This window comes from Streptomyces deserti, assembly GCF_054782695.1.
The window spans coordinates 223,397-234,958 of the sequence record NZ_BAAGRZ010000007.1 but is presented as its reverse complement, the minus strand read 5'-3'; the positions used below and the strand labels follow the sequence as shown (position 1 = coordinate 234,958).

The 11,562-nt window shown below is 73.3% G+C and carries 9 protein-coding genes; 8 read left to right on the top strand and 1 reads right to left on the bottom strand.

Going from position 1 to position 11,562, the window contains the following annotated elements; genetic code table 11:
* Positions 1-246: 246 nt before the first annotated feature.
* The 8 genes from ACYVMZ_RS15950 to ACYVMZ_RS15915 all read left to right on the top strand — a co-directional run bounded on the left by ACYVMZ_RS15950 (position 247) and on the right by ACYVMZ_RS15915 (position 10,199).
* Entirely contained in the window at positions 247-1,182 is a 936-nt protein-coding gene (locus ACYVMZ_RS15950; RefSeq protein ID WP_461079961.1) for a glycosyltransferase family 2 protein, read from the top strand.
* A gap of 98 nt (positions 1,183-1,280) precedes the next feature.
* Positions 1,281-1,688: a hypothetical protein gene (locus ACYVMZ_RS15945; protein ID WP_461079959.1), complete on the top strand. Its 408-nt coding sequence runs from the start codon at positions 1,281-1,283 to the stop codon at positions 1,686-1,688.
* Positions 1,689-1,771: 83 nt separating this feature from the next.
* A complete protein-coding gene (locus ACYVMZ_RS15940) occupies positions 1,772-2,863 on the top strand; it encodes a glycosyltransferase family 4 protein (protein WP_461079957.1) in 1,092 nt (363 codons plus the stop codon).
* Complete coding sequence (locus ACYVMZ_RS15935; protein WP_461079955.1) at positions 2,860-5,268, top strand: hypothetical protein; 2,409 nt, start codon at positions 2,860-2,862, stop codon at positions 5,266-5,268. Before ACYVMZ_RS15940 ends, ACYVMZ_RS15935 begins: the two co-directional genes overlap by 4 nt.
* The gene (locus ACYVMZ_RS15930; protein WP_461079953.1) at positions 5,265-6,407 is read left to right on the top strand and encodes a glycosyltransferase family 4 protein; all 1,143 of its coding nucleotides are present in this window, start codon (positions 5,265-5,267) and stop codon (positions 6,405-6,407) included. Before ACYVMZ_RS15935 ends, ACYVMZ_RS15930 begins: the two co-directional genes overlap by 4 nt.
* Entirely contained in the window at positions 6,404-7,822 is a 1,419-nt protein-coding gene (locus tag ACYVMZ_RS15925) for a lipopolysaccharide biosynthesis protein (RefSeq protein WP_461079951.1), read from the top strand. Before ACYVMZ_RS15930 ends, ACYVMZ_RS15925 begins: the two co-directional genes overlap by 4 nt.
* On the top strand, positions 7,819-9,063 hold the full coding sequence (locus tag ACYVMZ_RS15920; protein ID WP_461079949.1) for a polysaccharide pyruvyl transferase family protein: 1,245 nt from the start codon (positions 7,819-7,821) through the stop codon (positions 9,061-9,063). Before ACYVMZ_RS15925 ends, ACYVMZ_RS15920 begins: the two co-directional genes overlap by 4 nt.
* Positions 9,060-10,199 carry a glycosyltransferase family 4 protein gene (locus tag ACYVMZ_RS15915; protein WP_461079947.1) on the top strand — a complete coding sequence of 380 codons (1,140 nt, stop codon included), beginning with the start codon at positions 9,060-9,062 and terminating at the stop codon, positions 10,197-10,199. Before ACYVMZ_RS15920 ends, ACYVMZ_RS15915 begins: the two co-directional genes overlap by 4 nt.
* Here the strand turns inward: ACYVMZ_RS15915 and ACYVMZ_RS15910 are convergent.
* The gene (locus ACYVMZ_RS15910; protein ID WP_461079945.1) at positions 10,196-11,482 is read right to left on the bottom strand and encodes a cellulase family glycosylhydrolase; all 1,287 of its coding nucleotides are present in this window, start codon (positions 11,480-11,482) and stop codon (positions 10,196-10,198) included. The genes ACYVMZ_RS15915 and ACYVMZ_RS15910 overlap by 4 nt on opposite strands.
* Positions 11,483-11,562: the final 80 nt, after the last annotated feature.

Genomic DNA, 11,562 nt, shown 5'->3' with positions numbered 1-11,562 from the left:
GTGACCTCGATAACAAATGAGTCACGGCGATGTGTGTGAGAAGTAAGGGCGGGTTAGGGTCGCGAAAGTAATTGAACGGGGCATCAGCTCGTTCGCGCGGCGCTGCGCGACGGATGGTGGGAGTCCCGCGGTGCGGAGGGGGCTCGTGTCGACAGGCACGGGTCGATGGCGCCGCCGGGTGCGGGCGAGGGGGCCCGTTGTTCTCCGTGATGCCCCGAGTGCCTGTGTCTGCCCAGGGGGGCTTCCTTGAGAACTCTGTCCATCGTCATTCCCGCGCTGAACGAGGCCGAGAACCTGCCGACGGTGATGAGGTCCATCCCGCACCGCGCACTGTCGGACGTGGGCTGGAGTGTCGAAGTGATCGTCGTCGACAACGCCTCGACAGACGACACCGCCGAGGTGGCCCGGGCGCTCGGCGCCACGGTCGTCTCGCAGCCCCTGCGGGGCTACGGCAACGCCTACCGGGCCGGATTCGACGCGGCCGCGGGCGACGTCGTCGCCACGGGCGACGCGGACGGCACCTACCCCTTCGACGCGCTGCCGCACCTGCTGCACATCATGGAGGCACGGGGCGTGGAGTTCATGACCACGAACCGGCTCGGGCTCGAGAACCGGCACGCCATGAAGCCGTCCCACACGGTCGCCAACCACGCCCTCAGCGCCCTCAGCCGGGCCCTGTTCCGCAACGGGCTGCGCGACTCGCAGTCCGGCATGTGGGTCTTCCAGCGCCATGTGTGGCAGGCGATCGACGTCCGCTCGCCGGGGATGGCCTTCTCCCAGGAGATCAAGAACGCGGCGACCCGGGCCGGGTTCCGCTGCCTGGAGGTCCCCATCGAGTACCGCGTGCGTGGCGGAGAGGTCAAGCTGAACGCCCTGCCCGACGGGGTTGCCAACCTGCGCCAGCTCTTCCAGCACAAGATCCGGGACAACCGCTTCCGTACCACGCCCGCGCGCATGGTCCCCCGGGCCGAGATGGCCCGGGCCAACGCCGCCGCCGAGCGGGCGGCCGCGGCCGCCGAGCGGGCAGCGGCCGCCGTGGAGCAGCTCGCCGCCAAGACAGTGGGAGCGTCCGAGCGGGCCGCGGATCCGGCGGATGAGCTCAACGCCCGTACGGCACTGCCGACACTGTCGTCCATGCCGGCGCAGCGCACCTCCGATGAGGCACCCCTGGAAATGGCGTGAACACGCCGCCGCACGGACCCGATCCGGGCCGCCGGGTCGGCCGTGCTCGGGATGTCGGGTCCGGGCGGCGGGTGGCCGGGCGGGGCACGGTTCGCCAGGTGCTGGGCAGGATCGCCGCCGTGGCCGTCGTGCTCGGGCTGTGCGGTGCCGCCTGGAGCGTTCCCGAGGTGCGGACCGTGCTGCGGGACTCCTTCACCGAGCGTGAGCGGGCCTACATCGAGCTGTACTTCGGCAAGGAGCCGTTCTTCGACGGCGGCGAACTCGTCGTACCGCTGGAACTCGTCGAGCACGGCGACTCCGGGGGCCGGCGCACCGTCCGGACGTGGGCAGCGGACGCCGGGGGCCGGCGCCTGGCCACCCGTACCGAAACGGTCACCACCAAGCCGGGCGCCCAGGTCGGCGTCGACCTCAGGCTGCGTCTCGAGGGCGGCGGCAAGCGCGACGCCGACCTGGTCGAGGTGACGCTGCCCGGGCACCCGCAGCGGCTCCGGATGCATCTGCGCTGACCGCCCCGCGTCCGACCGCCACCGTCCGCAGACCACCCGCACCGCCCCAACGAGCCGCACCAGCCCACCCCACGGGAAGCCACATGCGCACCATCGTCCAGATCACCCCCTACTATCCACCGCACCTGGGCGGGCTCGAGCGCGTCGTCTCCCACCTGGCGCGGGAGCAGGCCAAGCGGCACGACGTACGGGTTCTGACCACCGCGCTCGGTGCCGCCGAGGCGCCGCGCAACGCCCGGGAGGACGGGGTCCTGGTGCACCGGCACCGGGCCGTGGAGCTGGCGCACACCGCCGTCGCCCCCGGGCTCGCCGCGCACCTGGCCCGGCTGCCCCGTGACGCGGTGCTGCACCTGCACTGCGCGCACGCCCTGCTGCCGGAGACGGTCGCCCTCGCCGCCCGCCTGCGCGGCACCCGCTTCCTGCTGCACTTCCACCTCGACGTGGACGCCTCCGGCCCGCTGGGCGCCCTGCTGCCGTACTACAAGGAGCACGTGTTCGGCCGAGTCCTGCGCTCCGCGGCCGGGGTCATCGCGCTGACCGACACTCAGGCGGCCTTCCTCACCGACACGTACCGGGTGCCCGCCGACCGCCTCCACGTCGTGCCCAACGGCGTGTCCGAGGCATACTTCATGCCCGCACGCGAACCCGCACCCGGCCCGCTGAACCTGCTCTACGTGGGCCGGCTGGGGGTCCAGAAGAACGTGGCCCGGCTGCTGGACGCCCTGCACCTGACGCGGCAGGACGTACGGCTGCGGATCGTCGGCGACGGGGAGCTGCGCGGGCGGCTTCAGGAGCAGGCCGGGCGGCTGGGCCTGGTGAACGTGGAGTTCAGCGGGGGGCTCCTCGGCGCGGACCTGGTGAAGGCGTACGCCGACGCCGACGCCTTCGTGCTGGCCTCGGACAAGGAGGGCATGCCGCTGGTCGTCCTGGAGGCCATGGCCGCCGGGCTGCCGGTCGTCGCCACCGACGTGCCCGGCACCCGGGAACTGGTGCGCGGCACCGGCCTGCTGACCGCACCCGAACCGGCGGCCCTGGCCGCCGCCCTCGACTCCGTCGCCGCCGACCTCGCGCTCCGTGCCCGTCTGGCCCGGGCCGGCGCCGAGCACGCCCGCGCCTACTCCTGGGAGACCGTCGCCCGGCAGGTCGAGGACGTCTATGCCAAGGCCGGCCTGTGACGACGAAGGACACCCTGGCCCTGCGCGTGGACGGGCCCGACCCGCGCTCGCCGGCGGACGAGGAACGGCCCGCTCGGCCGAGCCGCGCGGCCGGGCGCCGCCCGCTGTTCAGCCGCCGCTTCGCCGTGCTGCTCAGCCTGGCGCCCGCCAGCGTGGTCGAGCTGCTGCCCCAGTCGCCCGCCGCGCTGCACACCCTGGCCGGGCTGTGGCTGCTGTTCGGCGCGCCGGTGGTCCTGTGGCGGGGTGTGACCACGCGCATCGTGACGACCGGGACCGCGGCGCTGCTGCTGGCGGTCGGCTTCACGGTGATGACGGACATCGTCGTCGCGCTCACCGTGAACACCGTGCTGCCCCCGCTCGGCGTCGAACGCCCGCTGACCCGGCTGATTCTGACGGTCGCCCTGGCCGGCGCCCTGGTAGTGCTCGGGGTGCTCGCACCCGAACCGAGACGCCCCGAGGGACGGCCGAAGGACGGCCCACCGGGCCACCGGCTGCTCGCCACCCGCGGCCTGCGACCGGTCGCGGCCCTCGGCGGCCTCGCACTCGTCCTGGCCGTGGCCGGACCGATCCGACTCAACAACGGCCTGGGCGGCATGGTCAGTACCGTCGCCATGGTCGTCGTCGCCGCTCTGATCACCCTGCTCCTGCTGCGCCGGGGCCGCTACCCGGTGCCGGTCCTGGAATGGGGCCTGTACTGCGCGTCGGCCGCGTTGCTGTTGCTCACCTCGCTGCGCGGGCAGTACATCACCGGCCACGACATCCAGAAGGAGTTCCTGTACTTCCGGCTCGCCCTCGGCGGCGAGTACTGGGACATCGGCAGCTACACCGACCCGTACAACGCCTGCCTGAGCATCACGCTGCTGCCGGTGAGCGTCTTCCAGCTCACCGCCCTCTCCGACACCGTGATCTTCAAGGTCGTCCTGCCGCTGCTGTTCGCGTTCACCCCGGTGCTGGTACACCGGGCGGTGCGCAACGTGGCGCCGCGTGTGGTCGCGCTGATCTCGGCGGTGTACTTCGTCGTCTTCCCGACCTTCTTCACCGACATGCCCTACCTCGGCCGCCAGGAGATCGCCTTCCTGCTGCTGGGCTGCGCCATGGTGGTGCTCACGGACTCGGGTGGGCCGCTGACGCTGCGCCGGGTGGTCTTCGTGGTGCTGCTGGGCGGCATCGTGCTGTCGCACTACTCCACGACGTACGTCGTCGTCGGCACCCTCGCGGTCTCCCTCTGCCTGGACAAGGCCTGGCGGCTCGTCTCCCGGCGCGGCCGTGAACGCGTCCGGCGCAGGCGCCGCGAGGACCGGATGCTGTCCTTCCTCACCTGGTGGGTGGTGGCCGTGCCCGCCGCGCTCGCCCTGCTGTGGTCCGGCCCGCTCACCCACACCGGCGGCCAGGCCGAACGCACCCTGAGGGCGGTGGCCTCGGCCGTGCTGCACGGGGAGTCGGAGTCGGGCTCCTCGGACACCGCGTACAGCATCCTGGGCGGCGCCAAGGTGCCCGCCTCCGAGCGCCTGCAGCAGTACAAGGAGGACCTGCTCGAACGGACCGCGGCCGAGCGGCCGGATGGCGACTACCTGTCACTCAAGCAGATCGACGGGCTGCCCACGCCGGTCGTCGAGGTCCCCACCATGAAGCTGACCGCCGTCGGCCGGGCCCTGGGCTCGGCCGGCATCAGCGTGCCCGGGCTCAACGGCGGCCTCAGGCAGGCGGCCGCGCTGTTCTTCCAGGTGATGGCGATGGCCGGGTTCGCGGTGGCGTTGTGGGCGCGCCGCTCCGCGTTCCGGCCGGTGCGCGACCAGGTGACCATCGCCGCCGGCGCCTGGTGCATGGTCGCCGTCTTCACCCTCGTACCGCAGCTGTCCGTGGACTACAGCCTGCTGCGCGCCTTCCAGCAGGGCCTGTTCTTCTTCGCGCCGTTCCTGGCCACCGCCACCCTGTGGGCGCTGCGCTGGGCGGGCAGGCGGACCGTGCCGCTGGCCTGCGCGCTGCTGGCCGGGCTGCTGCTGGACCTGTCCGGGGTGGTGCCGAAGGTGCTGGGCGGCTATCCGGCGCAGGTGCAACTGTCCAACTCCGGCCAGTACTACGCCCTTTACTACCCGCACGCCGAGGAGCGCCGGGCCGCGCTCTGGCTCGACGGGCGCCTGGGCAAGGAGGGCAGCGGACTGGTGCAGACCGACCGGTTCAGCTACAGCCGCCTCCAGGCGCTGCTCACCCACCCGACCCTCGCCGACGTACACCCGGCCGCCCTGCGCACCGACTCCTACGTGCTGCTGGGAACCACACCCACCCGCACCGGCAAGGTGACCGTGTTCTACGGCGGCGACCTGATCACGTACCGGTACCCGACGCAGGTCCTGGACCCCCGGGACCTCATCTACAGCAACGGGGGAGCGGTGATCTACCGATGAGCACGAGACCGCCGAGGGTCCTGCTGGTCAGCCACTACTACCCGCCGCACGTCGGCGGCATCGAGAACGTCGTGCGCCGCGAGGCCGAGGGCCTGGCCGCGCGGGGCGCCGACGTCACCGTCCTCACCAGCGCCGACCGCTCCTCCGTCACCGTGGAGGACGGCGTGCGGGTGGTGCGCGTGGCCGCCTGGAACGGCGCCGAGCGCAAGGCCGGTGTGCCCTTCCCGGTGTTCTCGCCGGCCCTGCTGACCGCCGCACTGCGCTGGGCGCGCCGCGCGGACGCCGTGCACATCCACGACTGCCTCTACCTCAGCTCCTGGGCGGCCGGCCTGGCCGCGCGGCTGACCCGCACCCCGTACGTCCTCACCCAGCACGTGGCCGTCGTCGACCACCCCTCCGGCCTGGTGCGGGTCGTGCAGCGGGCGGTGTACGGCGTGGCCGGCCGCGCCCTGCTGCGCGGCGCCCGCGCGGTGTTCACCCTCAACGCCTCGGTCGCGCGGTTCGTGGAGTCCTACGGCGCCCGCCGACGGCACCACCTGGCCAACGGCGTGGACACGGACGCGTTCCGCCCCGTCGCCTCAGCCGCCGAACGGGCGCTCGCCCGCGAACGGCTGGGACTGCCGGCCGACCGGCTCCTCGTCCTGTTCGTCGGCCGGCTCGTACCCAAGAAGGGCTACGACCTGCTGCTCGCCGCCCACACCCGCGAGGCGGGCTACGACCTGGTCTTCACCGGAGGCGGAGACACCGCGGCCCTCGCCGGCCGGTCCGGCGTCCACCACCTCGGCGCGCTGCCCCCCGAGGCCGTCGCCGAGGCCTACCGCGCCTGCGACGTCTTCGCCCTGCCGTCGACCGCCGAGGGCTTCCCGCTCACCGTCCAGGAGGCCATGGCCTCCGGGCTGCCGGTCGTCACCACCGACGACCCGGGCTACGCCCCCTACGGCCTGGACCGCGACCGGGTGTCCCTGCTGCCCCGTGAGATACCGGTGCTGGCCGCCGAACTGCGCGCCCTGGCCGCGGACCCGGAACGCCGGGCCCGCATGGGGGAGTACTCCCGTACGTACGCGGAGAAGGCCTTCGCCTGGGACGAGCACGTCACGACCCTGCTCGCGCACTACCGCGGCGGCGGTGAGCGCCGATGACCGGCGCGGTCCCTCCGGCCCCGGCCAGGCGCGGACGCGGCCGGCACCGCCGGCCGGGCGACCGGATCTACCGCAGCTCCTTCTTCCTGCTTGCCTCCACGGTGGTCACCGCCGGCCTCAGCTTCGTCTTCTGGGTGGTGGTCGCCCGTTTCTACACACCCACCCAGGTGGGGCTCGCCACCTCACTGATCTCCGCGACCTCGCTGCTGGCCACGTTCAGCTTGCTGGGGCTCAACAACACGCTGATCAGGTTCCCGGCGGAGCGGGATGCGCGCAACGCGCAGATCAGTCAGGCGCTGGCGCTGGTGGCGGTCGTGGGGTGCGGGGCGGGCGGCATCTACCTTCTGGGGCTGCCGCTGTACGGCGCCAAACTGGACTTCGTCCGGGACGACTGGCGCTCGGCTGCCGCCTTCGCCGCCTTCTGCGGCTGCGCGGCGACCAGCATGCTGGTCAAGTCCGTCTTCAACGCGGCCCGCGTCCCCGAGTACAACGTCCTGATCGACGGACTGACCCAGGGCGTCGCCAAGGTGGCCATTCCGGCGGTGCTGACCGGGCTCGGCGTCTTCGGCATCGTCGCCTCGGCGGGCGTGGGCTACGCGGTGACCGTGCTGGTCGCCCTGCTGGTGCTGCGGCGCCGCCTGGGCTTCAGGGCCGACCTGCGCACCCGCGGCACCCGGCTGCGCGAGAAGTTCCGCTTCTCCGTGGCCAGCCATCTGTCCAACCTGGTGAATCTGGCACCGGTGCTGGCCACCCCGCTGATCGTGTTGCACCACCTGGGTGCGGCGCAGGCCGGCTACTTCTTCGTGGCCTTCCAGATCGCGGCCATGCTGAACGCCGTCTCCACCGCGGTCGGCGAGGCCGTCTTCGCCGAGGTCTCCCACGAGGAGTCGCGGTTCCGGGAACTGATGTTGCGCTCGGCGCGGATCATCGCGGCCGTGCAGGTGCCCGCCGCCGCGGTCGTGGTCGTCGGCGGGGGACTGCTGCTGCGGATGTTCGGCTCCGGATACGCCGAGCACGCCCGGCCCCTGCTGACGGTACTGGCGATCGCCGCCCTGCCGGTCGCCCTGAACACGTGGGCCTGCTTCGCCCTCAAGCTGGCCCAGCGCATGCGGCACCTGATCGCCGCCAACACGATCATGGCCGGTCTGTCCATCGGCCTGAGCTCGGCCTTCGCCGACCGGGGACTGGTGTGGGTCGGGTACGCGTGGGCGGTGGGCAACGCGGTGGCCGGGGTGTTCGCCACGGTGAGCTTGATACGGGGGCGGGCGCCGAGGACTGCCGAGGCTCCGGTACATGCCGAGGCTCCGGTAAAGGCTCAGGCTTCGGCAGAGGCGACCGACCTCGTCCCTCACACCGCCCCTTATGCAGCCGCTACCTCCTACCCCCGCCCCCGTTCCGAGAGGCCCATCCCGTGAAGATCGTGGTGATCAACGCGTACGTCCGTGAGAATGCGGGCGACGCCGCCCTGCTCTCCGTCTGTCTGCGGCACGTGCGGGAGGCGTTCCCCGAGGCGGAGGTGGTCATCGCGGGGATGGAGGACGCGGCCGAACACCCGGCGTTCGAGGGCGTCCGCAACATCGGCTCGATCCGCCGCTACGTCGCCGACGGCACCGCCTCGCTGCCCCGCCGCCTGCTGCGCAAGGCGCTGCTGGGCCTGGCGGGAACCGCGGCCGTGACGCTGCCGCGCCCGCTCGCCCGGGCCGTCCTGCGGGTGCTGCCCGCCGAGGCGCGGCGGGAGGCGGACGCCGTGACGCGGGCGGACCTGGTGGTGTCCATGGGCGGCGGCTACGTCCTGGCCCGCCCCGGCCTCGACGGCTACCAGAACGTCTTCTTCGTGCTGCTCCCCGCCCTGCTGGCGCAGCGGGCGGGCGCGCCGGTGGTCTGGGCCCCGCAGTCCTTCGGCCCGTTCCCGGCCGCCGCCCAGCGCCGACTGGTCGGCCGGGTCATGCGCCGCTCGGCCGCGGTGCTCGCCCGCGAGGACGTCAGCGTGGGCGAGCTGCTGGCCTGCGGGATCCCGGCGGACCGCATCGAGCGGGCGGTGGACGCCGGCTTCGCCTTCGACCCGGAGCGCCGCACCGACTGGCGGGCCCGGCTCGGCGTCGGCCCCGACGAGCGGCTCGTCGGCATCACCGCCCGCCGCTGGCTCACCCCCGCCGCCCAGGACCGCTACGAACGCGAACTGGCCCGCACCATCGACGCCGTCCAGGCCACCGGCGCCCGCGCGGTCCTCATCCCCCAGGTCAGCACCGACTACCTCGGCGACGACGACCGCATCTGCGAGCGCCGCATCGCCGCCCACTGCACGAGCGGCCCGCTGATGGTCGACGAGGTCGTCGACTACCGCGATCTCAAGGGCCTGTACGACGAGTGCACCCTGCTGATCGGCACCCGCTTCCACTCGGTGATCTTCTCGCTCACCAGCGACGTGCCCTGCGTGGCCATCGAGTACGAGCACAAGACCCGCGGCATCATGGCCGACCTCGGGCTCGGCGAGTGGGTCCTGCCCATCGCCGACGTCACCCACGACCGGCTCTGGGCGCTGGTGGAACCCCTGCTGAAGGACCCCGCTCCCTACCGCAGGCTCCTCGACGCCAACCTCCCCGACTACGTCGCCCGCGCCCGGTCCCTGCCCGCCCGGCTGCGGGAGGCGGTGTGACCCGCCCCCGCACGATCGCGATCGTCACCCCCTACTACCCCCCGAAGATCGGCGGTGTGGAGCAGTACACCGCCCGCCTCGCGGCCGCCGTCGCCGCCGCCCGCGATCTGCGGGCCGTGGTCATCACCACGCGCCTCGACGGGGGCCCGACCACCACCGTCACCACCGAGGACGGCGTCCGGGTCGTCCGGCTCGGCGCCTGGCTGAAACTGTCCAACACCCCGCTCAGCCCGCTCTGGCCCCTTCAGCTGCGCCACTGGCTGCGCCGGACCGGGGCCGACGTCGTCAACGCCCACGCCCCCGTCCCCGGTCTGGGCGACCTCGCGATCGCCGTGGCCGGCCGCCGCCCGACCGTGCTCACGTACCACGCCGGCTCGATGCACAAGGGCGAGCCCGGCAGTGGCGTCGCCGACCGGCTGATCGGCCTGTACGAGAAGGCCGTTCTGCCCCGGGTGTTCGCCCGCGCGCGCCGACTGGTCGCCGTCTCACCGGTCTCCCTGGCCGAGGGCCGGCCGCACGCCGTACGCATCACGCCCGGCGTCGACACCGACCGGTTCACCCCGGGCGAGCCGGCCTCCCGGCGCCCCCGCACGGTCGTCTACGTCGGCCGGATGGACCGCTCCTCGGCATGGAAGGGCGTCGACGTACTGATCCGCGCCCTGGCACGGCTCGCGGCCGAGGTCCCCGACGCCCGGCTGCGCCTGGTCGGCGACGGTGACGCCCTGCCCGACCTCCAGGCCCGCGCGGCCGGACTCGGCGTCGCCGACCGGCTGGACACCCCGGGTGCGCTGAGCGGCACGGCCCTGACGGAGGCGGTGCGCACGGCCGCCGTCCTCGCCCTGCCGTCGCTCACCGAGGCCGAGTCCTTCGGCATGGCGCTCGTCGAGGGCATGGCCTGCGCCACCCCGGTGGTCGGCTCGGAGGTCGGCGGCATCCCCCACGTCATCGAGGACGGCGAGACGGGCCTGTTGGTCCCGCCGGGCGATCCGGACGCCCTGGCCGCGGCCTGCGCCAAGCTGCTGACCGACGGGGACCTGGCCGACCGGATGGGCGCGGCGGGCCGGCGCACGGCCGAACAGCGCTACGCCTGGCCGACGCTGACGGCCCGCTACCTGGACCTCTTCCGCACTCTCTAGCCCTGCCTCTCCAGGTAGGCCCGGATGGCCTTCTCCAGCGCCTCGAAGGCGGGCTTGCGCCGGCCGTCGTCGTACACCAGGCCGTAGTGCCGCGACTTGCGGCTGGCCGGTGTCTGCGGCTCGTTGTCCCGGTACGCGAACCAGAACACCGTCTCGACCGAGGGGATCGCAGCCGACGCCGTCACCGTGTCCGCAGCGATCTCGGCCTGCAGCCGCGGGGTGACGTGGCCCGTGCCCCGGGCGTCCTCGCTGTCCGCGGCCTTGCCCTGGGACCAGGTGGGCGCTCCGGTCTCGGTCAGCCAGATCGGCATCCCCGGCTCGCCGTACCGCCTCAGGATCGCCACGAGGCTGTCCCGCGTGCGGTCGATGTCCTGGAAGCGGGTGCCGGTGGCGGTCTCGGTGCCGGGCAGCAGGGGATAGGTGTACGGGTGGTACGAGACGGCGTCCACCTGCTTCAGCGCGCCCCGCCGGCCCAGCTCCGCGAGGAACGTCTTGTGGGACACATACTGTCTGGACGGGATGGTGTCCACGGCGGCGAGCCCGCCGAGCAGCAGGTAGGCGTCGGGGTCGGCGGAGCGGATGGCGCGGGCGGTCGCGGTCAGCAGCGCGGTGTAGCGCTCCGCGTCGGGGCCGGTCTTCCAGAACGGCTTGATGTTGGGCTCGTTCCAGATCTCCCAGGTGTGCACGCCCCTGGCCGCGTACCGCTCGGCGGCCAGCCGCGCGAACCCGGCGAACCGGTCGTCGTCGGCGGGCGGGCAGGTCTGGCTGGTGCTGCCGCAGGTAGGGTCGGCGGCCCAGCGCGGGGTGTAGGAGAGGGTGGGCAGGACATCGAGCCCGTGGTCGCGGGCCGCGTCCACCACGCGGTCGAAGCGCTCCCACAGGTACTGGTCGGGGGAGTCGGGCTGGATGTTCCGCCACGACAGGTCCACCCGCAGCCAGCGGACGCCCAGTTCCCTGGCGTCGGCCATCGCCGTTGCCCGCTCCGCGTCCGTCATCCAGGTCAGGGTGTCGCCGAAGGAAAGCCCGAAGCCGAGGTCCCGGCCGCGGGTGGCGGCCGACGCCGGGGTGGTGGACCCGGACGCGGAGGCGGGCGCCCCGATGCCGTCGTCAGGACTGCGGGACGAAGAGCCGGCACCGGTCAGGGTCACCACGGCGGCCACGGAGCCGCCGAGCACGGCGACGGAGACGAGGGCGCCGAGGAGCCGGCGCCGCACCCCGGACCGCTCGGCGGCAGGGGAGCGTCGACGAGGGGCGGACGCGGGCTGCGGGGGCTGGTGAGACACCAGCGCAGCCTAGCCTCGGCCGCGGCCGAGGTGGAGAAATCGTGGCGCAGCCGTGATGGAACGGCCAACGGCACGGATTG

Excerpts from the sequence above, each read along its gene's own strand:
- ACYVMZ_RS15930 (WP_461079953.1), top strand. The coding sequence starts at position 5,265 with ATGAGCACGAGACCGCCGAGGGTCCTGCTGGTCAGCCACTACTACCCG.
- ACYVMZ_RS15940 (WP_461079957.1), top strand. The coding sequence starts at position 1,772 with ATGCGCACCATCGTCCAGATCACCCCCTACTATCCACCGCACCTGGGC.
- ACYVMZ_RS15925 (WP_461079951.1), top strand. The coding sequence starts at position 6,404 with ATGACCGGCGCGGTCCCTCCGGCCCCGGCCAGGCGCGGACGCGGCCGG.